The organism is Janthinobacterium sp. SUN033 (genome assembly GCF_030397595.1).
GTDB lineage: Bacteria > Pseudomonadota > Gammaproteobacteria > Burkholderiales > Burkholderiaceae_D > Janthinobacterium > Janthinobacterium kumbetense.
In genome coordinates this window covers 69,631-94,117 of the sequence record NZ_JAPQNV010000005.1, presented here as the reverse complement: position 1 = coordinate 94,117, position 24,487 = coordinate 69,631, and the positions used below count along the sequence as shown (strand labels likewise).

Annotated in this window: 24 protein-coding genes and 1 tRNA gene; 6 read left to right on the top strand and 19 right to left on the bottom strand. The window is 63.1% G+C overall.

Annotated elements, in window-relative coordinates; genetic code table 11:
- Window positions 1-23: 23 nt before the first annotated feature.
- Complete coding sequence (locus tag OX460_RS21130; RefSeq protein WP_289899832.1) at window positions 24-1,118, top strand: MBOAT family O-acyltransferase; 1,095 nt, start codon at window positions 24-26, stop codon at window positions 1,116-1,118.
- A gap of 177 nt (window positions 1,119-1,295) precedes the next feature.
- On the opposite strand, the gene proB is transcribed toward OX460_RS21130, so the two are convergent.
- From proB to rplU, 5 genes are all read right to left on the bottom strand, one after another.
- Window positions 1,296-2,414, bottom strand: coding sequence for a glutamate 5-kinase (gene proB, locus OX460_RS21125; RefSeq protein WP_289899831.1), 1,119 nt, complete (start codon window positions 2,412-2,414; stop codon window positions 1,296-1,298).
- A gap of 27 nt (window positions 2,415-2,441) precedes the next feature.
- A complete protein-coding gene (locus OX460_RS21120; RefSeq protein WP_035825091.1) occupies window positions 2,442-2,852 on the bottom strand; it encodes a hypothetical protein in 411 nt (136 codons plus the stop codon).
- A 12-nt stretch (window positions 2,853-2,864) separates the two neighbouring features.
- Window positions 2,865-3,974, bottom strand: a complete 1,110-nt coding sequence (gene obgE / locus OX460_RS21115) for a GTPase ObgE (protein WP_077400162.1) — start codon at window positions 3,972-3,974, stop codon at window positions 2,865-2,867.
- A gap of 113 nt (window positions 3,975-4,087) precedes the next feature.
- The gene (gene rpmA, locus OX460_RS21110) at window positions 4,088-4,360 is read right to left on the bottom strand and encodes a 50S ribosomal protein L27 (protein ID WP_070219281.1); all 273 of its coding nucleotides are present in this window, start codon (window positions 4,358-4,360) and stop codon (window positions 4,088-4,090) included.
- Between the two features lie 40 nt (window positions 4,361-4,400).
- Window positions 4,401-4,712, bottom strand: a complete 312-nt coding sequence (gene rplU / locus OX460_RS21105; protein ID WP_034754730.1) for a 50S ribosomal protein L21 — start codon at window positions 4,710-4,712, stop codon at window positions 4,401-4,403.
- Between the two features lie 304 nt (window positions 4,713-5,016).
- Between rplU and ispB the strand changes: the two genes are divergently transcribed.
- A complete protein-coding gene (gene ispB, locus OX460_RS21100; RefSeq protein WP_099395339.1) occupies window positions 5,017-6,006 on the top strand; it encodes an octaprenyl diphosphate synthase in 990 nt (329 codons plus the stop codon).
- A gap of 66 nt (window positions 6,007-6,072) precedes the next feature.
- Here ispB and arsH read toward each other — a convergent pair whose 3' ends face one another.
- From arsH to OX460_RS21085, 3 genes are read right to left on the bottom strand one after another with little or no spacing between them, the layout of a single operon-like run.
- Window positions 6,073-6,810 carry an arsenical resistance protein ArsH gene (gene arsH, locus OX460_RS21095; RefSeq protein ID WP_099665333.1) on the bottom strand — a complete coding sequence of 246 codons (738 nt, stop codon included), beginning with the start codon at window positions 6,808-6,810 and terminating at the stop codon, window positions 6,073-6,075.
- 1 nt (window position 6,811) lies between these two features.
- Window positions 6,812-7,234: an arsenate reductase (glutaredoxin) gene (gene arsC, locus OX460_RS21090; protein WP_289899830.1), complete on the bottom strand. Its 423-nt coding sequence runs from the start codon at window positions 7,232-7,234 to the stop codon at window positions 6,812-6,814.
- Window positions 7,231-7,602 (bottom strand): metalloregulator ArsR/SmtB family transcription factor, encoded by a 372-nt coding sequence (locus OX460_RS21085; protein WP_289899829.1) that lies wholly within the window; start codon window positions 7,600-7,602, stop codon window positions 7,231-7,233. Before OX460_RS21085 ends, arsC begins: the two co-directional genes overlap by 4 nt.
- 133 nt (window positions 7,603-7,735) lie before the next feature.
- Between OX460_RS21085 and OX460_RS21080 the strand changes: the two genes are divergently transcribed.
- The 3 genes from OX460_RS21080 (at window position 7,736) to OX460_RS21070 (ending at window position 11,483) form a co-directional block, all read left to right on the top strand.
- Entirely contained in the window at window positions 7,736-9,829 is a 2,094-nt protein-coding gene (locus OX460_RS21080; protein ID WP_289899828.1) for an AsmA family protein, read from the top strand.
- A 54-nt stretch (window positions 9,830-9,883) separates the two neighbouring features.
- A tRNA-Pro gene (locus OX460_RS21075) sits at window positions 9,884-9,960 on the top strand.
- 128 nt (window positions 9,961-10,088) lie between these two features.
- Window positions 10,089-11,483, top strand: coding sequence for a GntP family permease (locus OX460_RS21070; protein ID WP_289899827.1), 1,395 nt, complete (start codon window positions 10,089-10,091; stop codon window positions 11,481-11,483).
- A 1-nt stretch (window position 11,484) separates the two neighbouring features.
- Here the strand turns inward: OX460_RS21070 and OX460_RS21065 are convergent, their stop codons facing one another.
- From OX460_RS21065 to OX460_RS21050, 4 genes are all read right to left on the bottom strand, one after another.
- Window positions 11,485-12,888 (bottom strand): sodium:solute symporter family protein, encoded by a 1,404-nt coding sequence (locus tag OX460_RS21065; protein ID WP_289899826.1) that lies wholly within the window; start codon window positions 12,886-12,888, stop codon window positions 11,485-11,487.
- A gap of 105 nt (window positions 12,889-12,993) precedes the next feature.
- Complete coding sequence (gene pcaD, locus OX460_RS21060) at window positions 12,994-13,809, bottom strand: 3-oxoadipate enol-lactonase (protein ID WP_289899825.1); 816 nt, start codon at window positions 13,807-13,809, stop codon at window positions 12,994-12,996.
- Window positions 13,810-13,833: 24 nt separating this feature from the next.
- Window positions 13,834-14,124, bottom strand: a complete 291-nt coding sequence (catC, locus tag OX460_RS21055) for a muconolactone Delta-isomerase (protein WP_289899824.1) — start codon at window positions 14,122-14,124, stop codon at window positions 13,834-13,836.
- 153 nt (window positions 14,125-14,277) lie between these two features.
- Window positions 14,278-15,387, bottom strand: a complete 1,110-nt coding sequence (locus OX460_RS21050) for a muconate/chloromuconate family cycloisomerase (protein WP_289899823.1) — start codon at window positions 15,385-15,387, stop codon at window positions 14,278-14,280.
- A gap of 102 nt (window positions 15,388-15,489) precedes the next feature.
- Between OX460_RS21050 and OX460_RS21045 the strand changes: the two genes are divergently transcribed.
- The gene (locus OX460_RS21045; protein WP_289899822.1) at window positions 15,490-16,404 is read left to right on the top strand and encodes a LysR family transcriptional regulator; all 915 of its coding nucleotides are present in this window, start codon (window positions 15,490-15,492) and stop codon (window positions 16,402-16,404) included.
- Between the two features lie 3 nt (window positions 16,405-16,407).
- Here the strand turns inward: OX460_RS21045 and OX460_RS21040 are convergent, their stop codons facing one another.
- The 7 genes from OX460_RS21040 to OX460_RS21010 form a co-directional block, all read right to left on the bottom strand.
- On the bottom strand, window positions 16,408-16,800 hold the full coding sequence (locus OX460_RS21040) for a hypothetical protein (RefSeq protein ID WP_289899821.1): 393 nt from the start codon (window positions 16,798-16,800) through the stop codon (window positions 16,408-16,410).
- Window positions 16,801-16,889: 89 nt separating this feature from the next.
- Window positions 16,890-18,233 carry a PepSY-associated TM helix domain-containing protein gene (locus OX460_RS21035; RefSeq protein WP_289899820.1) on the bottom strand — a complete coding sequence of 448 codons (1,344 nt, stop codon included), beginning with the start codon at window positions 18,231-18,233 and terminating at the stop codon, window positions 16,890-16,892.
- An 8-nt stretch (window positions 18,234-18,241) separates the two neighbouring features.
- Window positions 18,242-20,356 (bottom strand): TonB-dependent receptor, encoded by a 2,115-nt coding sequence (locus OX460_RS21030; RefSeq protein WP_289899819.1) that lies wholly within the window; start codon window positions 20,354-20,356, stop codon window positions 18,242-18,244.
- 78 nt (window positions 20,357-20,434) lie between these two features.
- The gene (locus OX460_RS21025; protein WP_289899818.1) at window positions 20,435-20,836 is read right to left on the bottom strand and encodes a DUF2946 domain-containing protein; all 402 of its coding nucleotides are present in this window, start codon (window positions 20,834-20,836) and stop codon (window positions 20,435-20,437) included.
- Between the two features lie 47 nt (window positions 20,837-20,883).
- On the bottom strand, window positions 20,884-21,480 hold the full coding sequence (locus tag OX460_RS21020) for a PqiC family protein (RefSeq protein ID WP_289899817.1): 597 nt from the start codon (window positions 21,478-21,480) through the stop codon (window positions 20,884-20,886).
- Window positions 21,477-23,108 carry an MlaD family protein gene (locus OX460_RS21015; protein WP_289899816.1) on the bottom strand — a complete coding sequence of 544 codons (1,632 nt, stop codon included), beginning with the start codon at window positions 23,106-23,108 and terminating at the stop codon, window positions 21,477-21,479. Before OX460_RS21015 ends, OX460_RS21020 begins: the two co-directional genes overlap by 4 nt.
- Entirely contained in the window at window positions 23,101-24,432 is a 1,332-nt protein-coding gene (locus OX460_RS21010) for a paraquat-inducible protein A (RefSeq protein ID WP_289899815.1), read from the bottom strand. The genes OX460_RS21015 and OX460_RS21010 overlap by 8 nt, the downstream gene beginning before the upstream one ends.
- Window positions 24,433-24,487: the final 55 nt, after the last annotated feature.

Sequence of the window (24,487 nt, the reverse complement as noted above, 5' to 3'; positions counted from 1 at the left end):
TGACAATTTTTGGCATGCTGTGCATGCTTGTTCTGGTCGTGCTTTACTGGCGTTTGCCAGTGGCCTGGCGCCCCTGGCTGCTGGTGGCCACAGGCGGCGCGCTGCTATGGCATGATGGCTGGGCCAGCATGGCGGCCTGGGGTGCATTGCTGGCATGGCTGGCCTTCATCTGCGGCCCCCGATGGCGGCGCCCGGCCCAGATGCAGACGCTGGGCCTGACGGGTGTCTTGCTCGCCTTTCTGGCTTACCAGTACGCGAAAGCCGGCCATGGCATCGCCGCCTACCTGGGCTACGCCTTCGTCTCGCTGAAAGCCTGGCACCTGATCGCCGAGCATGGGGGCGGCATCGCGCGCGATGGCCGCGCCGGCATGACCCTGGGCTATCTGCTCTTCCCGCCCACCCTGGCCGTCGGCCCGATCCAGCGTTACGATGCCTTCCGCATGGAACTACTGCGCGCGCGCTGGGACAGCCAACTCGCCTCGCCAGCACTGCAGCGCATGCTGTACGGCTATTGCAAAGTGGTTTTGTTGGCGGGATACATACTCACTTTCAAGCTCAACAACCTGAACCTGTCGACCGGTTACGCCTGGCTCGATGCCTATCTGCCCTTGCTCGGTTATGGCTTGAACCTGTACTGGCAATTCTCGGGCTATTGTGATATTGCCATCGGCTTCGCCGCGCTGCTGGGCATACGCGTGCCGGAAAATTTCAACTTTCCTTTTGCTGCCCGTAATCTGCCTGACTTCTGGCGGCGCTGGCACATCACGGTGTCGGAATGGTGCCGCGATTTCGTTTTCCGGCCCATCCTGACGCGCACGCGGCAATACCTGTTTGCCAGCCTGGGCAGCATGATCGTGCTGGGCTTGTGGCATGAACTGTCGCCGCGCTACCTCGCCTGGGGTCTGTTTCACGGTGCCGGCCTGGCCATCGTCCATCTGTGGGGCAAGCACATGCCATGGGCGGAGCAGTTGCGCCGCTATGCCCTGTGGCGTGTCTTCAGCTGGTTTTTGACCTTGCAATTTGTCATACTGAGCTTCGCGCTGACGTCGACGCCGGACCTGCAAACGGCCTGGTCTTGCCTGACGGTGCTGTTCGCACCACTGTTACCTGGGAGTTAAGGTGTACCAATTTCTCTTGCGCTACCTGCCAGCGCCGCTCGTGCACGGGCTCTTCACGCTATGGTATGGGGGACTGCTGCTGCTGCTGTGGCTGAAATGGCCGCTGGCGCTGGGAATGGGATTTCGTTACGGGCAACTGTAGGCCGGGACCGATGCAGGCATCGGCCCCGTTATCGCTTACAGCAACACCATATTGTCGCGGTGGATCAGTTCATGGCCTTCCATGTAACCGAGAATCGCTTCGATTTCGGTGGACGGCTTGCGCATGATGCGGCGCGCTTCGCCGCTCGTGTAGTTGGACAAGCCGCGCGCCACGGGCGCGCCATCCACGTCGACGCAGGTGATGACGGCGCCGCGGCCGAATTCGCCGTTCACGCCCGTCACGCCGATCGGCAGCAGGGACTTGCCTTCCTGGCGCAGCTTTTGCACGGCGCCCGCGTCCAGCACGACGGCACCGGCCGTGTGCAGATGATCGGCCATCCACTGCTTACGCGCCGTCAATTGCCCCGTTTGCGCCAGTAACTCCGTGCCGATCGCTTCGCCCTGGGCGAGGCGGCTGAGCACGTCGCTGTCGCGGCCCCAGGCGATGATGGTGTGCGCGCCGGACTTGGCGGCGCGCTTGGCGGCGAGGATTTTCGTCAGCATGCCGCCACGGCCCAGGCTGCTGCCGGCGCCGCCGGCCATCGCTTCCAGGGCCGGATCGCCGGCGATGCCTTGCGTGATCAGGTAGGCGGTCGGGTCCTTGCGCGGGTCGGCCGAGAACAGGCCGTGCTGGTCCGTCAGGATGACGAGCGCATCGGCTTCGATCAGGTTGGCGACCAGGGCGCCCAGGGTATCGTTGTCGCCGAACTTGATCTCATCGGTGACGACGGTGTCGTTTTCATTGATGATCGGCACCACGCCCAGGCGCAGCAGGGTCGTCAGGGTGGAGCGGGCATTCAGGTAGCGTTCGCGGTCGGCCAGGTCGGCATGCGTGAGCAGCACTTGCGCCGTGCCGAGGCTGTGGGCACGGAAGCTGCTTTCATAGATTTGCGCCAGGCCCATCTGGCCGACGGCGGCGCAGGCCTGCAATTCGTGGATATCGGTGGGGCGCTGCTCGAAACCGAGGCGCAGCATGCCTTCGGCGATGGCGCCGGAGCTGACGAGCACCACTTCCTTGCCCAGGGCGCGCAAGCCGGAAATCTGCGCAGCCCAGCGCGCGATGGCGGCATGGTCGAGCCCGCGGCCATCGTTGGTGACCAGCGAAGAGCCGACTTTGATGATGATACGGGTAGCTTTTTGAATCACGGAATCCATGGGGCGGCGCTCTTCACTTAATAGACGTCAGCGCGCAGGACGCAGCAGCAGCAAGGCCAGCCCCGCCGTCAGCTCCATTGCGCACATGAACAACACAAAACCCTGGGGCAAGCCGAAGCTGATGGCCGCGAACAGACGGCCGGCGGGCTGCGCCAGGACCAACATTGCTGTGATATCGCCGAGCACAGGCGGTTCGCCCTGCCGTGCCGCGAACAGTGCCAGGAGCGCGGTAGCGCCCCAGACACCGACATGCGTGGCGTAGAACTGGCTGTAGCCATTGACGCCATTGAGGAAGATGCCCATGCCGGCCGCCATTTCATCGGCGAACAACAGGCAGGCGACCGCGCTCAGCCCGTAAGCATACGCGATCAGATGCAATACACGGCGCTGCCACGCTTGCTTGCGCGCTGGCGCGGCAGCGGCCGTCTGTACCGACATCAGGGTAAAGCCTTAGTCGAGGATCTTGAAACGCGGATCATCCGGGTCGATCGACGAGATACCGCGTGCTTCTTCGGTCATCTGCGTTTCTTCGGCACGGCTTTCGCTGTGTTTCTTCGCTTCCAGATGCTGGTAAATCGCATTCACCAGTTCCGGGCAACCCTGATGGTTCAGCGCGGAAATCTCGAAGACGGGACCTTTCCAGGCGAAACGCTTGAGGAAGTCCTTGACGATCTTCTTGCGCTCTTCTTCCGGCACCATGTCGAGCTTGTTCAACACCAGCCAGCGCGGCTTGTCGACCAGCGACTCGTCGTACTTCTTCAATTCCTTCACCAGCGCCTTGGCTTCCTTGACAGGATCGACGTTGGTTTCGAACGGCGCCAGGTCGACGATGTGCAACAGCAGACCCGTACGCTGCAAGTGACGCAGGAATTGATGGCCCAGGCCCGCGCCTTCGGAAGCGCCTTCGATCAAGCCGGGAATATCGGCGATCACAAAGCTCTTCTCGTGCGACACGCGCACCACGCCCAGGTTCGGGTGCAGGGTGGTAAATGGATAATCGGCAATTTTCGGGCGCGCGTTCGAGACGGCCGAAATGAAGGTCGACTTGCCGGCGTTCGGCATGCCCAGCAGGCCCACGTCGGCCAGAACTTTCAGTTCCAGGCGCAGTTCGCGGCGTTCGCCTTCCTTGCCCTCGCCTTTTTGGCGTGGCGCGCGGTTGGTCGAGGACTTGAAGTGGATATTACCCCAGCCGCCTTCGCCGCCCTTGGCCAGCAATTCGATCTGGCCGTGTTCGGTCAAATCGGCCAGGATTTCGCCGCTCGCGTTGTCGATGATCAAGGTGCCCACAGGCATGCGCAGGTGGATGTCATCCGCGCCCTTGCCATAGCAATCTGCGCCACGGCCAGGCTCGCCATTGCGAGCCTTGTGCATTTTGGAGAAACGGAAATCGACGAGCGTGTTGATATTGCGGTCGGCGACAGCCCAGATGGACCCGCCCTTGCCGCCATCGCCGCCATCGGGACCGCCGAAAGGCCGGAATTTTTCACGGCAGAAAGATGCGCAGCCGTTGCCGCCATCGCCCGCGATGACTTCGATTTTTGCTTCGTCGATAAACTTCATAATTTTGCCGCCATAAAACTAAAAAGGCTCTACCTTGGGCAGAGCCTTTCGATTGAAGGCTTGCGCCTTACATCATGCGATCATGGCGGAGCGAACTGGCGCTCCGCGATGAATTACGCTGGTACTGCTTCGTTTGGTACAACGGTCACGAATTGCTTCGAGCCAGCACCTTTGACAACGAACTTCACTTTGCCCGCGATCAGCGCGAACAACGTGTGGTCCTTGCCCATGCCTACGCCTTCGCCGGCGCGCACTGGGGTGCCGCGTTGACGAATGATGATGCCGCCAGCATTGATAGCTTGGCCGCCGTAGACTTTAACGCCCAGACGTTTTGATTCTGAATCACGGCCGTTTCGCGTTGTGCCGCCGCCTTTTTTATGTGCCATTTAAGACTCCTTGATAGCTGATTAATTCAAACAGCGGCGATTAGCCGTTGATCGAAACGATTTGGATTTCGGTAAAATTCTGGCGATGGCCTTGATGCTTTTGGTAGTGCTTACGACGACGCATCTTGAAAATTTTGACCTTATCATGGCGACCATGCGCCACAACCGTAACCAGTACCGTTGCACCTTCGACCAATGGAGCACCAAACTTGATGCTGTCGCCCGCGCCTACTGCGAGCACTTGATCGATGGTGATTTCGGAACCAATGTCTGCCGGTATCTGTTCTACTTTAAGTTTTTCGCCAGCGACAACTTTGTATTGTTTGCCACCGGTTTTTATGACCGCGTACATGATTTGAAACCTCATCAAATGTTGAAAGAATTTGTCCCACTGCCATGAAAAGCAAGCCGTGCACAACAGGGGGAACCAGCGATTATACACGGACTGAGAAATTGCGTCAAAAAGTATTCACAAAGCTTGACGATCGTGGTATGTCGACAACCTGACCATCATGTCAGGCTTGCGCCAGGCGGACAGCAAAACGCGCGCCAGTGCCAAGCAGATCAATCAATTGCTCTACAGTCATAGGCAAACATCACGCACGCGCAAGCCTTGTCGTATAATCGCGGCACCCACAATCTAATGCAGGTTCGCCTTGTCTGACGCTAACAAACACGTTAACCAAAACACCATCGTGCAAACGATTGCCGCCGATATGGACGCAGTCAATACGGTGATCCGCCAAAAGTTGCACTCCGATGTGATTCTGATCAACCAGATCGCTGAATACATCATCAGCGCAGGCGGCAAACGCATCCGTCCCGTGCTGATCTTGCTGGTGGCCAATGCCCACGCCTATCGCGGCACGGCGCACCATGAACTGGCCGCCGTGGTCGAATTCATCCATACCGCCACCCTGCTGCACGACGACGTCGTCGACGAATCGTCGATGCGCCGCGGACGCCAGACGGCCAACGCCCTGTTCGGCAATGCCGCCTCCGTGCTGGTGGGCGATTTCCTGCACTCGCGCTCGTTCCAGCTGATGGTGTCGCTGAATAATATGCGCGTCATGCAAATCCTGTCCGACGCCACCAACGTGATCGCCGAAGGCGAAGTGCTGCAGTTGCTGAACATGCACGATCCGGACGTGACGCAAGACAGCTACCTGAACGTCATCCGCTCGAAGACGGCCAAGCTGTTCGAAGCGTCGGCGCAACTGGGCGCCCTGATCGCCGGCGCCAGCGAAGACGATATCGAAGCGGCTGCCGAATACGGCCGCTCGCTGGGCACGGCTTTCCAGCTGATCGACGACGTGCTCGACTATGCAGGCGACGCTGCCGAAATCGGCAAGAACGTGGGCGACGACTTGCGCGAAGGCAAACCGACCATGCCGCTGATCTGGCTGATGGAAAACGGTACGCCAGAGCAACGCGAACTGGTGCGCAGCTGCATCGAGCAAGGCGACGAACAGCATTTCGACGCCGTCCTGACGGCCATCACCAGCAGCGGCGCCCTCGACTACACGCGCAAGCAGGCGGAAATCGCCGGCCAGCGCGCCGCCGATGCCATCGCCGGCTGGCCGGACAGCGTCTACAAGCAATCCATGCTGCAACTGTGCTCGTTTGCCGTGGACCGCAATCACTGATCGCGATTTGCGCTACAGCAAAGACAACGGCGCCGATGGCGCCGTTTTTTATGCACTGCAGAAAAGCTACGTGCGCTCGTGCGCCATCGCCGCGCCCGCCAATTCCTGCACGATGGCCGGCGCCGCTTCCAGCCGCTCGCTGTAGCGGCTGCCCAGGTAATCGCGGCGGTCGCGCACCAGCAGGGTGAATTTGTACAGCTCCTCCATCACGTCGACCAGGCGCTCGTAATACGGCGACGGCTTCATGCGGCCGTCATCGTCGAATTCCTGGTACGCCTTGGCAACGGAAGACTGGTTCGGAATGGTGACCATGCGCATCCAGCGTCCCAGCACGCGCAAGCCGTTGACGGCGTTGAACGATTGCGAACCACCGGACACTTGCATCACAGCAAGGGTTCGCCCCTGCGTGGGCCGCACGCTGCCCGTTTCCAGCGGCAGCCAGTCGATCTGCGACTTAAAGACACCCGTGACGGCGCCGTGCCGCTCGGGGCTGCACCAGACTTGCCCTTCCGACCACAGCGACAGCGCCCGCAACTCTTGCACTTTCGGATGCTCGGGCGACACGCTGTCGACCATGGGCAAGCCGTGCGGGTCGAACACGCGCGTGTCGGCGCCGAAGTGACGCAGGATGCGCTCCGCTTCCAGGGTCAGCAGCTTGCTGTACGAGCGCTCGCGCAAGGAACCGTACAGCAGCAAGATACGCGGCGCGTGGGTGGACACGCTGGCCGGCGCCAGCTTGTCCAGGTCCGGCACGTCCAGGTGCGCGGCGCTGATGTTCGGCAGCTCGTTGGCAAGGTCTGCCATCTCAGGCCACCGGCTTGCCATCGGCGCCCACCACGGCCTGGCCGTCTTCCTTGGCAAATGCGCCCTGCTGCGGCAGCGGCAGGATTTCCAGCACTTTTTCCGACGGCCGGCACAGGCGCACGCCCAGTTCCGTGACGACGATGGGGCGGTTGATCAAGATAGGATGGGCTTGCATAGCGTCGAGCAGGGCCGCATCGGGCAAATCCGGATTGGCCAGGCCCAGCTCGTCGTACAGGGCGCCCTTGTCGCGCATGACGGCGCGTACGGTCAGGCCGGCGCGGGCGATCAGGTCGACCAATTCCTCGCGCGAAGGCGGATGCTTGACGTAATCGATGATGACGGGTTCGACGCCCGTGTTGCGGATCAGGGCCAGGGTATTGCGCGAGGTGCCGCACGCCGTGTTGTGGTAAATCGTGATCGTCATGTCGTGATGTCCTTCAGTAAATGTGGTTCGCTGACGCAGCAAGGCGCGCCAGCGCAGCAGTTCTCGGTCAAAAAGGCCAGCAAGCCGTTCATGCCCGCATAGTTGGCCGCATAGATGATGGAACGGCCCGCCTTGCTTGCCGTTACCAGATTGGCGTGCGCCAGTTCTTTCAAGTGAAACGACAGCGACGAGGGCGCAATGGCCAGCGCTTCGGCGATTTTCGTCGCCGCCATGCCTTGCGGCCCCGCTTGCACCAGCAGGCGGAACACGGCCAGCCGCGATTCCTGTGCCAGCGCGGCCAGGGCCACGATGGCGGAAGTGCTCGTCAGCGGTGTCGCTCCGCTCGCTATTTGCTGTGTATTTTCCATATTTCAATAATAGTCGAATTATTGAATCTTTTCAAGCCACACGCCTTGGCTACCTATCTTACGTAACCTAGCGCACCGACTTTCATGGCCTATCGGTCTACCTTGATGAAAAAATCACTGCGATCGGCATCCCATGACACGCTCGACACCCCTGAAAATCCTCGGCTGGAGCCTGGCCGCCCTGCTGGCCCTGGTCGCCATCGTGGTCATCTTTGTGCTGACCTTCGACTGGAACCGCGCGCGCCCCTACATCAACGAGAAGGTGTCGGAAAGCACGGGCCGTACCTTCGTCATCGGCGGCGATTTGCAGGTGAAATGGAAACAAGGGCTGAAAACGGAGCCCGGCTGGCGCCGCTACGTGCCGCGGCCCATCATCAGCGCGCAGGACGTGCGCATGAGCAACCCGGACTGGGTCACGGCCGGCCCGCAACTGGCCAGCGCGAAACGCATCGACGTGGCCCTCCATCCATTACCCTTGCTACAGCACAAGGTAGTGCTGACGGACCTGGCGCTCGACACGCCGAACATCGCCCTGCAGCGGCGCGCCGATGGCAGCAACAGCTGGACCTTCAAGGATAACGGCCCTTCGGCATGGGACGTGGAAATCCAGCGCATGGCCTTCGGCGACGGCGCCATCCGTTATCTGGACGAGGGCATCGCGCTGGACGTGCGCGCCAAGGTGAGCTCGACGGCGCCCGACGCGACGCCGGGCGATGCGCCAGGCAGCGCGCCCGTGCAGAAATACGGCATCGCATTCACCCTGGGCGGCAGCTACCGCAAGGCGCCCGTGACGGGCGGCGGCAAGGCGGGCGCCGTGCTGTCCTTGACCGATAACAACACCGTTTATCCCGTGCAGGCACATGCCGTGCTGGGCAAGAACAAGGCCAGCATCGACGGTACCCTGACGGACCCGCGCTCCTTGTCCGGCATCGATTTGCAGCTGAGCCTGGCCGGCGCCAGCATGGCCGATCTGTATCCGCTGACGGGCGTGCTGCTGCCGGAAACGCCGGACTACGCCACCAAGGGACGCTTGCTGGGCAAGAAAGACGGCGCCACCTGGAACTGGACCTATCAAGACTTCAAGGGCACGGTGGGCCAGAGCGACCTGGCCGGCACCCTGCAATACTTGCCGCGCCAGCCGCGTCCCCTGCTGCGCGGTGAAGTGACGTCGCAGCAATTGCGTCTGGAAGACCTGGGGCCCACCATCGGCGCCGACAGCAATGCGCAGAAACAGGCGCGCGGCAAGGCGCCCGTGCAACCCGACAACAAAGCCTTGCCGGTGGAACAATTCAACACGGCAAAATGGAATGCGCTCGATGCCGACGTAAAATTCACGGGCAAGAAACTGGTGCGCACGCACGACATTCCGTTCAACGATATCGTCGCCCATATCCACATGAAAGACAAGGTGTTGAGTTTGACGCCGCTCAACTTCGGCATGGCCGGCGGCGACATCACCTCGAATATCACGCTCGACGGCCGTCAAAAGACCATCGCCGCGCAAGCCAAGGTGGCGGCACGTCACCTCAAAATTCGCGAACTGTTTCCCAAGCTGCAATCGATGCAAGCGAGTTTCGGCGAAGTGTATGGCGACGCGGCGCTGACGGGCCACGGCAACTCCGTCTCGGCCATGCTGGCCAGCGCGAATGGCGAACTGGCGGCCACCGTCAGCGAAGGCTCCGTCAGCCAATTCATGCTGGAACTGGCCGGCCTGAACCTGGCCAACGCCGTCTTCGTGAAAATCTTTGGCGACAAGCAAGTGCACCTCAATTGCATGGCCAGCGACTTCGCCGTCACGAACGGCCAGGCCGACGTGCGCCGCTTCGTGCTCGATACGGACACAGCCGTCGTGAATGTCACGGGCAACGTCAACCTGGCCCACGAAACCCTGGACCTCGACGTGCGCCCGCGCACCAAGGGCGCCCGCATCATCACCCTGCGCACGCCGCTGTACGCGAAAGGCACGTTCAAGAACCCGGACGTGGGTCCGCAAAAAGGCCCGCTGGCCCTGAAAGCGGGCGCCGCCGTGGCCCTGGCCACCGTCGTCACGCCCCTGGCCGCCCTGCTGCCACTCGTCAACGTCGACAAGGCGCCCGACACGGACTGCGCCGCCGTCATGGCGCAAGCGAACGCCACCCGCAAGGCCCCTGTCTCGCCGGCGACGAACGCGCCAGCCAAGAAAGTGAGCGAAGCGGACATCAGGAAGGCGCAGCAGGAAAAGAAATAAGCTTTGATGCAACCGCTTGAAACCCGTTCCGCCATCTGCTGTAATGAAGAAAAGCGGGGTGTGGCTCAGCCTGGTAGAGCGCTGCGTTCGGGACGCAGAGGCCGGAGGTTCGAATCCTCTCACCCCGACCAGCCCTTTCTCCTTGCTGCGCCTGCATCAACTGCTTGCACCTTGACCTGCGCGTTGGTGTCTTGCCGAGAAGTATGATACTAATTACATCATTAGTATCCTGATCACTTTCCGCGCAAGGGCCTGACCGATGTCTTTCCTGATAGTTCTGGCCGCATTGGCCTTCCTGATGCTGGCCGCCTACCGCGGCTACAGCGTAATCCTGTTTGCGCCCGTCGCCGCGCTGGGCGCCGTACTGCTGACCGATCCGTCGGCCGTGCCGGCCGTCTTCAGCGGCATCTTCATGGAAAAGATGGTGGGCTTCATCAAGCTGTATTTCCCCGTCTTCTTGCTCGGCGCCGTGTTCGGCAAACTCATCGAACTGTCCGGTTTTTCCCAGTCCATCGTCGTGGCCGCCATCCGCTACATCGGCAGTTCGCGCGCGAATGCCGTGATCGTTGCCGTGTGCGCGGCCCTGACCTATGGTGGCGTGTCGCTGTTCGTGGTGGTGTTCGCCGTGTATCCGTTTGCGGCCGAGCTGTATCGCCAAAGCAATATCCCCAAGCGGCTGATGCCGGGCGCCATCGCCCTGGGCGCGTTCTCGTTCACCATGGATACCTTGCCCGGCACGCCGCAGATCCAGAACATCATCCCCACCACCTTTTTCAATACGACGGGCTGGGCCGCGCCGTGGCTGGGCACCATCGGCGCCGTACTGACGGTGATCATGGGGCTGGCTTTCCTCGAATGGCGCCGCCGTTCCGTCATGGCGACGGGCGAAGGCTATGGGGCCGAGGCCGAAAAGGCCACGGCCGACACGGGCGACCTGCCCCATCCGTTGCTGTCGGTAGCGCCTCTGGTGCTGGTGGGGGTGGCCAACTTTGCGCTGACCCGGCTGATTCCCCACTGGTACGGCGCCAGCTACTCGCTCACCGCCGAGGCATTGCCAGGGCTGCATGCGCCCGTGACCACGTCGATCGCGTCCGTGACAGGTATCTGGGCCGTGGAAGGCGCCTTGTTGCTGGGTATCTTGCTGGTCTGCGTGACGGCTTTCGGGCGCATCCGCGCCGCCTTTGCGGAAGGCACCAAGGCGGCCGTGGGCGGCGCCTTGCTGGCGGCCATGAATACGGCCTCCGAATATGGCTTTGGCGGCGTCATTGCCGCCCTGCCCGGCTTTCTTGCCGTCAGCAACACCTTGCGCAGCGTACCCGATCCCCTCGTCAACGCGGCCGTGTCCGTGACGACCCTGGCCGGCATTACTGGATCGGCCTCGGGCGGCATGAGCATCGCGCTGGCCGCCATGTCGGACAGTTTCATCCAGGCCGCGCAACAGGCGCATATTCCGCTGGAAGTGATGCACCGCGTGGTGGCCATGGCCAGCGGCGGCATGGATACCTTGCCGCACAATGGCGCCGTGATCACCTTGCTGGCCGTCACGGGCCTCACGCACCGCCAGTCCTACCGCGACATTTTCGGCATCACCGTCATCAAGACGGTGGCCGTGTTCCTCGTCATTGCCCTGTATTACCTGACGGGGCTGGTCTGACCTAGAGCCGTGACGACGATACCGGCTTCGCCACGGCTTGCGCCGGCTTGAACAGATGGCTGATGCCCATGGTCAGCAGCGGACCAGCCAGCGCCAGGTAGGAACTGTCGACGCCGTAGGGATTGCCTGCCAGAAACCAGCCGATGGTGGCGATCACCGAGACGATCACGCCGACAAAGGCGCCGCGCGGCGTGCCGAATTTCGGCGCATAGAAAGCCATCAGCACCAGCACGGCCAGGGTGGCGCGCAGGGCCTTGCCGAGGAAGGCGATCATCAGCAGCTTTTCCGCATACAGCGCCAGCACCAGCGGCAGCAAGCCGGCCACGACGATGGCGATGCGCAGGAACATCAGCGATTTCGCGTCGTTCTTCGCCTTGTTGTACCAGGGATCATAAAAATCCTTCATGGCCAGGGTGGCCGATGCCAGGGTGGTGGCGGAAATGCCGCCGAACAGGGCGCCGGCCAGGCCGACGATCATGATGCTGGCGGAAAACGCCGGCATGTGGGCGATCAGGGTCGGGAAGGCGTCGATCGACTTCATGCCCGGATACAACACGGCGCTGCACATGCCGATCAGCGCGGCCATCAGGCCGAACGGAATCATCAACGAAGACACGTAATAGCAGGCGCGCTTGGCCACGGCCGGGTTATCCGTGCTGACGAGGGCCTGGATCACGTATTGCGTGGCGAAGATGGAACCGATGCCGCCGATCATCCACGCGATGATCTGGCCCCAGCCGATCTCGACCCAGTTGAACATCTTGGCCGGCAGCTGCGCCTGAAGCGCGCCGATGCCGCCGGTTGCTTCCAGCGCATACGCCAGCGCCAGGATCACGCCCAGGTATTTGACGATGGAGTGGGCGAAATTGGTGTACACCACCGAGCGCATGCCGCCCAGGCTGACATAGATCACGGTGATGGCGCCCACCAGCAAAATAGCCACCGTCTTGTTGATGTGCAGCACAGCCGCCAGCACGGCGCCGCCGCTCGCATACAGGGCCACGGCAACGATGCTCAGCGCGACGATGGTAAGGATGGATGCCGCATAGCGCACGGGTTCGCCGTACGTTTGCGCCAGGATGCCGGAAATCGTCGATTGCCCGCTTTCCTTGTATTTTTTCACCAGCACGATGGCCAACAGCAAAAAGCCCAGCGACAGCGCCACCAGGTTCCAGGCGGCCGAAATGCCCAGTTCATAGCCCTTCTGGGCGGTGCCGATGCTGACGGAACTGCCGATGAATTCCGACAATAGCAGCGCGCCGATCAGGTAAGCGGGATAGTTGCGTCCGCCCGCCGTCATGCCCTCGGCGCTGTTGGCATGCTTGCGCACGCTATACGTAATGTACGACATGAGGGCGAAATAGCCCACCGTGACCGCCGCGATGATGATCAATCTGTTTTCCATCTGTCTACTCCAAGTTTGCTTTTTTTCTTATTATTTTTTCAAAAAAGCTTCCCCTGCCGCGTGCCGGTCTTTGCCGGTGGCGGTGCTCAGGGGCAAAGCGAAATCTTACCCTGCCGGCGACGATACAAAGGCGTGCAGCTGCGCCGTGAAGGCCTGCGCCGCCTCGACATTCGACAAATGCGACGCGGGCACCTGGGCCAGCTGTGCACCTGCCACCTGCCGCTGCAGCCAGCGCGCATCGTCCACCGTGGTGACGGGATCGTGCTCGCCGGCGATGACCAGGGTCGGCACCGCAATCGTGGCCACCTGCGCGCGCAAGTCCGCCTGTGCCAGCGCTGCGCAGCAGGCCGCGTAGCCTTCGGCATCCTGTCCGCGCAGGGTGGCGATCATGCGCGCCACCGTGGCCGCTTCACGCGCGATGAAGGCTGACGTAAACCAGCGCGCGGCCGCGCCATCGGCCACCGTGGCCATGCCGTCGCGGCGCACCTGCGCCGCGCGCGTCAGCCAGGCGTCGGCCGTGCCGATGCGCGCCGCCGTATTCGCCAGCACGAGCTTCGTCAAGCGCTGCGGCTGGTGAATGCCCAGCCACTGGCCCGTCAAGCCGCCCATGGAAATGCCGCAGAACGCGGCACGGGCGATATCCAGGTGGTCGAGCAGCGCCACCACGTCCAGGCCCAGGCGCTCGATGCCGAACGGCGCGCCGCCGCTGGCCGAGCGGCCATGGCCGCGCGTATCGTAGCGCACGACATAGAAGTCGCTGGCCAGGTCCGCCGTCTGGACATCCCACATGGACAGGTCCGTGCCCAGGGAATTCGACAGCAGCAGACATGGTTTGCCCCGCTCGCCATCAGTGCGGTAATGCAGCAGCGTATCGTCCCCGTTCCAGGTGGTCACGACAATTCCGGTATCCGTGTGTTTCATCGCATGTATCCTTCGCTCTGCGGGTCAGGCATCGCCGTCGCGCACCGACGATGGATGGCGGCACAGCGGCATCACGTCGATCTGCATGTAGGGGAACAGCGGCAAGGAGGTGAGCAAGTTGTGCAACTCGTCCACGCTGTCCACATCGAAGACGCTGATGTTGGCGTACTGGCCGGCGATGCGCCACAGGTGGCGCCACTTGCCCTCGTGCTGCAGGCGCTGCGCCAGTTCCTTTTCCGTCTGTTTCAGCTGCGCTGCCTGCTCGGCGGGCATGCTCATTGGCAGGTTCACGTTCATGCGTACATGGAATAACATGGTGTCTCCTTAAGATTTTTATAGGCACTTACAACGCCTAACAAAACCGTAGCGAGCGGAAGAGAGTTGCGGTCGAGAAGCGCAACTGTACGAAGGTACAGTGAGCATCGCAGACCGTAAATCACGACGCGCAGTAGGTTTTGATAGGCGTCTTCAGGCGCGCTGCATGGTGCGTAGTTTGTCCATATCGATCTCGACGCCCAGGCCCGGGCCTGTCGGCACTTGCAGCATGAAGTCGCGGTACACGAGCGGCTCGCGCAAGACTTCCTGCGTCAGCAGCAGTGGCCCGAACAGCTCCGTGCCCCAGGCCAGTTCGGCAAAGGTCGAGCAGACATGGGCCGTGGCGGCCGTGCCGACGCCGCCTTCGAGCATGGTGCCGCCGTACAGGCCAACGCCGGCCAGGCGGGCCACGGTGGCCACTTCCAGCGCCGGCAGCAAGCCGCCCGACTGGGTGATCTTCACCGCATACACGTCGGCCGCATCGGCCTGGGCCAGCGCCAGTGCGTCGGCGGGACCGTGCAAGGCTTCATCGGCCATGATGGCCACGTCGAAGCGCTGCGTCAGGCGCGCCAGCGCGGCGCGGTTGCCCGCCTTGACGGGCTGCTCGATCAGGTCGATGCCGCCCGCTTCCAGCGCGGCGATGCCGCGCACGGCGTCCGTCTCGCTCCAGGCCTGGTTGACGTCGACGCGCACGCTGGCCCGTTCACCCAGCGCCCGCTTGATTTCCAGCACGTGGGCCACGTCGTCCATCACGTCGCGCAAGCCGATCTTCAGCTTGAAGATGCGGTGGCGGCGCAATTCCAGCATTTTTTCCCCTTCGGCGATATCGCGCGCGGTATCGCCGCTGGCCAGCACCCAGGCCACGGGCAGCGCATCGCGCACGCGGCCGCCCAGCAATTCCGACAGCGGCACATTCAGGCGGCGCGCCTGCGCGTCCAGCAGCGCCGTCTCGATCGCGCACTTGGCAAAGCGGTTGCCCTGGATGACCTTGCGCACCCTGGCCATGGCCTTGGCCACTGCGCTCGCTTCCATGCCGACCAGCAGCGGCGCGATGTAGGTATCGATATTCGTCTTGATGCTTTCCGGGCTTTCGCCGCCGTAGCTCAAGCCGCCGATGGTGGTCGCTTCGCCCCAGCCCGTGATGCCATCGGCGCAGCGCAGCCGTACCAGCACCAGGGTTTGCGTATTCATGGTGGCGACGGACAGCTTGTGCGGACGGATGGTTGGCACATCGACCAAGTAGGTCTCGATATTTTGAATCATATTTATTCCGTATAATTCTGTGGAGTGGAGACACGATATTCCCCGAATGTCCCCACGTCCAACACCGAGTTGGTATCAAACCTATACCTGAAAGGTATGCAGATGGAATTACGGCACTTGCGCTACTTCGTGGCGGTGGCAGAGGAAAGAAACTTCACGCGGGCCGCCGCGCGCCTGCATATCGCGCAGCCGCCACTGAGCCGGCAGATGCAGCAGCTGGAAGAAACCCTGGGCGTGGCGCTGATCGAGAAAGGCTCGCGGCCCTTGCGGCTGACGGAAGCGGGCGAATTTTTCCTCGCCCACGCCCGCCCGCTGCTCGACCAGGTGCGCGACCTGAAGGCGATGACCCAGCGCATCGGCAAGCTGGAACGCACGCTGTCGATCGGCTTCGTCGCCTCGACCCTGTACGGGGAATTGCCCGACGTCGTGCACCGCTATTGCGAGCGCCATCCCGCGGTCGACGTGACCCTGCATGAAATGACGACGGTGGAGCAAATCAAGGCCCTGAAGGAAGGCCGCATCGACGTGGGTTTCGGGCGCCTGAAAAGCGAAGACCCCAGCATTCGCCGCATCCTGCTGCGCGAGGAGCGGCTGGTGGTGGCCCTGCCACCCGGCCACCGGCTGGCCAAGGGGGAAGGCGGGTTGCGCCTGACGGATCTGATCCACGAAACCCTGCTCGTGTATCCGAAAGCGCCCCGCCCCAGCTTCGCCGACCAGGTGCTGGCCATGTTCAGCGAGGGCAATGTCACGCCCGGCCCCGTCACGGAAGTGCGCGAACTGCAGATTTCCATGGGACTGGTGGCGGCCGGCCAGGGCATCTCCATTGTGCCGGAAAGCGTGCAGGCCATGCATCACCGGAACGTCGTGTACCGCAAGCTGGACGACAAGCATGCGTTCTCGCCCATTTTATTCAGCATGCGGCACATGGACCGCTCGCCGGAACTGGACAATCTCCTCGCTGCCGTGTACTCGATCTATGATGAACACGGCATCGCGCACGTCAAGGAAAGCCTGTAGCCCTCAGGCAGATAGCGGCGCGTCGGCCAGCAATGCCGGGCGCAGCGCGCGGATGCGCAGTTCCGTGAAATAGCCGCCCGCCTCGTTGTAGCGCAGGTAGTGGCGGCCGCAATTGAGGCAGCGTGCTACCTGGCTCAGATTGGCGGGATAGTAGCGCGGCGCGATGGGCGCGTCCACGCTGTCGTAGCGCGTGCCGTGCGGGTGATACTCGTCAAACGTCGGTTCCTCGTACGGATCTTCGCGCAGGGTGCCGATTTCTTCGAAGCGGTCCAGCTCCAGCGAGGTGGGAAGGCGCTGCCAGGCGTCCAACGGAACGGCGCAGCAGCTGCATTTCTGGCTAACCGCAGCCGACGCGGCGGCCAGTGCGGACAAGGCGGGAAAATCGATGAATACCATGGTTCAGCCTATGCAAGGGGCGGCCCATGGCAACGAGCCGGGCAGCGCCCTTGCATTCTAGCCCAGTCAGCGCCAGGCCATATGGTCCGTCATCGCGCAAGCCGGCGCCGGCGGCCATGGCGCGCCAGTCCCAGCTCCAGCAGCACCAGCAGGCTGCCGGACAGGAGCAGCAGCGGCATCAGCGCGCACATGCCCGCCGCTGTCAGCCAGGCCAGGGCCGAGGGCGACGTCCAGGCGCCCGGCAGCAGCTTGGGCAAGCCCAGCGAACCTGGCAGGCGCCGCTTGAAGAACATCACCCAGCCCGATACGAGCGAGAACAGCACGCTGGCACCGAACACGAGCAACAGCGCCTGATTCCACCAGCCGAATTCGCCCCGGTGGAAGGGGATGCCGATGGCCGTGGCCTTGCCGAACGCCGTCTGCGCCTCCCACCCCGCATAGTACAAAGGCTTGCCGCTGTAGGCGTCGAATTGCAGGTCGAAGCGCAAGGTGGGCTGACTGCGGTCGGCCATGGTGGCGCGCCACACATCGTCCTGGCTGACGGGCGCCGTCAATTGCACGGCGATGGCGGGCGCATGGCTGCGCGCCACCTGCCACGCATCCTGCCAGTCGAGCGGGGCGCCCTCCTCCGTTGAGTGCAGGCCGCGTGGCACGGGCGGCGGCGCCTGGCCGCTGACGTCGCGCAGCGCGCGGATGCGCCCGCCCGCCTGCTGGCTCCACGTCAGCCCCGTCGTCAGGATGACGACACTGACGATGCCGAGCGCCACGCCAAGAAAAGCATGCCACTGGCGCCAGCCATTGCGCCCGCGCGCACCCCGCTTCGGCAAGCCCGATTGCGCGCCGCGCGGCCACCACAGGACCACACCCGTCACCAGCATCACCACCAGCCAGCTGGCCGCCAGCTCGATCATCCAGCGCCAGCCATCGTTTTGCAGCAGACGCGAATGCAGCTTTTTCGCCCAGTTGCCGAAGCGTTCACTGCTGGCCAGGCGGCCCAGCACACGCGCATCATAGGGGTTCACATACACGACGACGGCTTGCGCGGGCAGGCCGAACTTCGGCCTGGCGGGCGTGGCCGGCGCGGCATGTCCGCCATGGCCCGCATGTTCATCCTGCGCGCCGCCGGGCGGCGCGAACGCCACCTGCACCGCGTCATCCTGCTGAAACGGCGGCACCACGTGCTGCACCGCCCAGCCACGCGGCGCCGCCCGTTCGGCCGCCGCCACGGCGGCATCCAGCGGCAGCATGGCGCCCTGCGGCGCCACATGGTCGAGGTGCTGGTACAGCCTTGCCTCGATCTGCGGCGTGAATACGTACAAAATGCCCGTCAGGGTAGCCACCAGGGCAAACGGTGAAGCGATCAGCGCGGCCCAGAAGTGGATGCGCCAGTACAGGCTCTTACGCCGGGCGATGAGAAAGATGAAATCGTCCATGGCCATCCTCACAGGGCGTTGTAGGTGTAGGACAGGCCCAGCATCACGCTGCGCGGCGCGCCGGGCGTGTACTGGTTCTGGCTGTTCGGCGCATAGCTGCCCGTGCCCGCATAACTGCTGCTGGCCGAATCGGCATAGCGTTTGTCGGCCATGTTGCGCACCTGCGCCCACGCTTCCAGCCCGCGCGCGAGCTGGTAACTGGCGCGCAGGTTCAGCAAGGCGTGGCCCTTGTACTCCACCGTGTTGGCATTGTTCATCCAGTAGCGCCCCTGGTGCACGGCTTCAAGCGCGATACGCGCCCCGGCCACGGGCTTGTAGCCGATCTCGATCGAGGTGATGTCGCGCGGCGCCTGCGGCATGTCGCGCCCGCTGTAATCGAGGCTGGCGGATACCTGGTAGCGCAGGTAGCGGTGCCGCGCGATGGCCGTGGCGAAGCGCGCGTCGAAGGGGCCGCTGTCGTAGTTCAGGCCCAGCTCCAGGCCTTCGCTGCGCGTGCGCCCCGCATTGCGGTTTTCGCTGTTGCCGGGCGAGAGCGTGTAGCTGACGATGGTGTCGCGCCCATCGAGCCGGTACAGGGCCGTATCGAGTTTCAAACGGCCCTGCAGGAACGCCCAGCGTAAGCCCAGTTCATAGTTGTTGTAGACGGACGGCTGCAAGTCGGCGATGCCCGTCTTGCCATACAGCTGGCTCACCTCGGGCGGCGTAAAACCCTGGCTGACGTTCGCATACGCGCTGCCCGCATGGCCGATGGCATAGGTGGCGCCCAGCTTCGGGCTCACGTGCGAAAAGCTGCGCGACTCGTCGGGCGCGCCATAATTGACGCTGCCGCCGGGCGCCAGCTTGTTATGGTAATCGTAGCGGATGGCGTCCGAACGGCCGCCCAGCACCACGCGCGTGCCCGCCAGCGGAGAAAATTCCCATTGCGCGAAAACGGCAGTATTGAGGATATCCGTCTGGTAGTCGCGCACGCCCTGCGGATTGCTGGCATTGGCCAGCGTGTAGCGCAGGTAGCGGCCCGTGGCGGCATCGCGCACGATGGACAGGTTATCGCTGACAAAGGGATTGTCGCTCTTGTCCACATACACGCCGGCGATCAGGCGCGAACGCAGCCCGGCGAATTCCTGCTGGTGCTTCACGTCCAGCCCCAGCGAATCAACATGGTTATTGTTGATGACGCCCTTGCACAGCATGCCTGCGCAGCTGCCGATGGAATACGCGGGAACCTGCCCATGGTCGTTCTTGCGTGTAAACACGGTGACGGTGCTCGTGCCATTGGCCGTCGTCGCGCCCTCCCACGCCAGATTCATGCGCGTGGTCTTGTCCTTACGGTAGGTAAACGTGTTCAGGCTCTTGCCGGGGTCATTGCGGTAGTCGTTCTCGAACAGGCTGCCCGTCATCGCCGCATCGAGATCCGTGTGGACGATGGTGGCGCGCAGCTGCGAGGTGGAACTGAGCGCATAGTCGGCGCGCAGCGAGAACGAATCCTTGTCGCCGTAGCTGTACTCTTGCCAGTTGTCGCGCGAACGGCGCGAACTGTAGTGGGAAAAGCGCAGTCCCAGCGGCCCCCAGGTATCGCTGGCGGAAGTGTCGTAGCGGGTGTAGCCGCCCACGTTATCGCGCCGCACGCCCACGCTTGCCGTGGGTGTCACGCTGGCGCCGGCCGTGAGGAAATTGACGGCGCCGCCGACGGCATTGCTGCCGTACAGCGACGAGGCGGCGCCCTTCACCACTTCCACGCCGCTGGCGCCCGCCATGTTCATCTCGTTGAGCGAGTTATGGTTGAAGACGCCCAGCGGGCGGATGGGAATGCCGTCTTCCAGGTACTGGTAGACGGCATTCGTGCCGATGGGCTGGCGGATGCTCATGCTGTGCTGTTCGTTGCCCAGGTCATTCCAGTACACGCCGGCGATGCGGTTGAGGATATCGCCCATGGTCTTGGGCTTGTCGCGTTCCAGGGTTGTGGCATTGACGACGCCGATGGCCTGTGGCGTCTCGGACAGCCACGCTTGCGCGCGCGAACCGGAAACGACGACAGTGTCGATGGCGTGGTCAAGTTGCTGCGCCCGCGCGCAGGGGTAAGCCACGGTGATGGCGACGGCCAGCACCAATAATTTCTTGTTCATGTGATTCTCGTTTAAGTGTGCGGATGCGGCGCATCACACCGCAAGGTGGACAGCGCCAACATTGAAAATGCAAAAAACTTAAATGAGGGTAGGCGGCGCGCGCGACTGCGCGGTGGACCAGATGAACAGTGGCGATGGGGACTGATAGTACAGGGCCGGGAAAATCGCCGTGCCGCTGGCCACAAGCAGCGGCAGCACGGGGCTGGCGGGCGGCAGGCCGACGGAACCCGCATGCGTGGAACAGAAGGCGCAATGCTCCATCTGCATGGCCTTGCCGCCAGACTTGCCATCGGCGACGCCATCATCATCGACCTGGACGAAGCGGATACCGGCCACCGAGCAGATTTCCGCCCAGCCGGAGCCGGATTCCTGCTGGGCGTTGGCGACGGCCTGGGAAATCGATGGCGCGAGCGCCGCCAGCAGGATCGCGAAACAGGCGATCCAGGCGGCAAAGCGGCGCGTGAACAAGGTCATTCCCATGGCCGCATTTTACCAGCGGCCGCCGGGACTGGATAGCGGAAAGCGGTTCAGGCGGCCGGGCAGGCGGCGTTGCCGTTGTCAAAAGCGCGCACGACGCTCGCCGTATCGGCGGCGATGCGGTTCACGGCGCGGCGGTGACCGAGCACCAGTTCATCGTAGCCGGCGCCCACCTTTTCATTGGCTATCGTGCGGCAAGTCACCACCTTGCTGCTGGCCAGCTGGCGCACGCTCCACACGGCGTCGATCAGCGCATATTGGCCCATCACGGACTCGAAACGCTGCACATTGGTGCTGATGCGGTACACGGGCAAGTTGTCCGGATGCGGCGTGCGGAACACGTCGATGGCGCCCAGGTCGTTCGTCACGGCCGTCGACAGGGCCTGGCCGATCTCGCCGGCCAGCGGCCCCGCCCAGCGCTGCTGCTCCAGCAATTCGATGCGCCCCGATGGCGCCGTCACAACAAACTGGTTGCGGCTCACCTGCTGCGGCACGCTGACGGCCAGCACCTCGACATAGTATTTGACGGGTTTGGCCGGCTGCGCGTCGGCGCCGCCGCTGAGCGTATAGAAATGCTCGGGCTGGGGCGTGGAGCAGGCGCCCAGCAGGATGGCTGTCATCAAAAGCGCAAAAATTGGCTGCTTCATTTTTTCTCATCTCCTTTTTTACCGCGGATCAGGGACTCGGGGTGGCGTTCCAGGTAATCCGACAGGGCATTGAGCGATTGCAGGGTTTGCGTCAGCTGCTGCAAGGCCTGGCGCACGTCCGACTGCAGCGGCGAATCCTTTTGCAGCACCTGTTCGGCCGTGCCGAAGGTCTGTTTCGCCGCCGTCAAGGTATCGCGCATTTCCGGCACCACCTGGCCATCGAGCTGCTTGAACAGGGTATTGGCCTGCTTGATGGTGGCGTTCAGGTTATTGCCGATCTCCGCATACGGCACCTGGTCGAGCTTGCGGGCAATGCTGGCGATCTGCGTCTGCAATTCGTCGAGCGTGTTAGGCACGGTCGGCACTTCCAGCGGATACTTGTTCGCGTCGAGCACCACCTTCGGCGCTTTCGGGAAGAAGTCCAGCGCGATGTACAGCTGGCTGGTCAGCAGGTTGCCCGTGCGTAGCTGGGCGCGCAAGCCACGGCTGACCATGCGTTCGAGCAGCTGGTGGCCGGCCGAGCCTTCCTCATCGTCGACAGCGGCCTTGAAGCGCATGCCCAGGCGGGCCGGGTACAGATTGACGGTGACGGGCATGCGGAAGTTCTTCTTCACGGGATCGAACTCGATGCCGACCGAACGCACCTCGCCCAGTACGATGCCGCGGAAGTCCACCGTGGCGCCGGGCTGCAAGCCGCGCAGGGACTGGTCGAAATAGAACACGGTGGTGATGGCCTGGCCATCGGGTTCGCGCATGGCGCTGGCCTCATCGGCCGCCAATCGGAAATTGGTATTGGCCGGCGCCGGTTCCTCGGGCTTGCGGCCATTTTCCGCCTCGAAGGCGATGCCGCCCACCAGCATGGCGGCCAGCGATTGCGTGTTCAACTTGAAGCCGTTGGAATCCAAGCGCACATCGACGCCGCTGGCATGCCACCAGCGCGCATTCTTGCCAACGAACTGGTCGTATGGCGCGTTCACGAAGACGGACATGGTAATGCCGTTGCCATCCTTGTCCAGCGCAAAGCTGACCACCTTGCCCACGCGCAGGCGGTGGAAGAACAGGGGCGAACCCACGTCGACGGAACCGAGACTTTCCGCATGCAGGGTGTACAGCTTGCCCTTCTGGTCACCGGCCACGGCGGGCGGACTCTCCATGCCGACGAAATTCTCCTTTTTGGCTTCCGACTTGCCCGTGTCGACGCCGATGTAGGCGCCCGACAGCAAGGTGCCCAGGCCCGTCACGCCGCTGGCGCCGATCTGCGGACGCACCACCCAGAAGCGCGAATCGGCGGTAGCGAAGCGGCGCGCTTCCTTGCTCATGTCGATCGTCACCAGCACCTTGCTCAAGTCCTCGCCCAGGGTAATGGCGCGCACCTGGCCGATATCGACATCCTTGTATTTGACCTTGGTCTTGCCAGGCTCGAGTCCTTCGGCGCTCTTGAAGCTGACCGTCACCGTAGGCCCCTGGTCGAGGATGGACTTGGCGGCCAGGCCGGCGCCGATCAGTGCAGCCAGCAGCGGGATGAGCCATACCAGCGACGGCAGCCAGCGGCTGCCCTGTTCCACATCAGGCTCCGGCAATGGACGGCCGCCCGTTTCGGCAAGGTCGCCTGCTTCTTTGTCAGACATGCTGTTCTCCAATCACTGTATTGTTTCCGGTATTTGTCACCACCACGGGTTCTTCCTCGTCTGGCACCTGCCCGTCGACGGGGTCCCAGATCAGGCGCGGGTCGAACTGCATCGCCGCCAGCATGGTCAGCACCACCACGGCGCCAAAGGCCAGCGCGCCAGGACCGGCCGTGATCACGGCCAGCGACTTGAAGCGCACCAACGCCACCGTCAGGGTGACGACAAAGATATCGAGCATGGACCAGCGGCCGATGAATTCGACCATGCGGTACAAGATGGTGCGCTGGCGCGGCCGCCAGCGCGAACGCCACTGCGCGGTGAACGCCAGCAGCGCCAGCACACCCAGCTTGAGCATGGGCACGACCACGCTGGCGATGAAAATGATGATGGCCAGTCCTTTCGAGCCGCTGCTCCAGAACAGCACCACGCCGCTCATGATGGTGTCGTCCTGCGCGCCGAACAGCGATCGCGTTACCATCACGGGCAGCAGGTTGGCGGGAATGTAGAGGATCATGGCGGCGATCAGCAAGGCCCAGGTGCGGTTGATGCTGTCCGGTTTGCGCACGTGCAGGGCCGTGCCGCAGCGTACGCAGGCCAGGTGCCTGCCCTTGCCCAGCGGCGGCGCCACCAGGCCGCAGGCATGGCAGGGCAGCACCTTCTCGCCCGGCGCGAAGGCCTTGTAGCGGATGCCGGGCAGCGCTTGCCGGGTCAGGTCGTCGCCCAGGTTCCACAGGGCCTTGGGGTCGAACGAGACGACGATGGCCAGCATCAGGGTCAGCGCGCCAAACGCGAACAGCCCCGGTTGCGGCAGCACCGTGGCCAGGCTGGTCATCTTGACGACGGTGATCAGGATGCCGATCATCAGCACCTCCGTCATGCCCCATTCACGCGCCGTCTGCACGGCGCGCAGCACGCGGTTAAAGCCGGGCACCTTGACGCCGCCGCGCAGGCCCAGCGCCACGTACAGCAGGGAACCGAGTTCGATGGCGGGAAAGAGGATGGTAAACAGGAAGACCATCGTCGCCACGATGTGCATCTGCTCGGACCACAGCACGCGGATGGAACCGAGCAAGGTGGCGCTGGAAGTGAGGCCATTGACGTCGAGTTCGACGATAGGGAAAAACTGGGCGATCAGGAAGACAAAAGCGGCGCCCAGAGTGAGCGCCACCACCTTGGTCAATTCGGCCGATGCGCCCTGCGCATGCTCGCCGCGATACAGCACCGAGCGGCAACGGATGCAGCGCGCCTTTTCGCGGGGACGCAGCGGACGTTTGCGGTACAGCACGCCGCAGTCATGACAACTAATCAGGTCGTATCGGTGCACAGTGTGAAGTTTGCCGGCGCCTGAAGCGCGACTATCCCATGTCAATGCCAGCCAT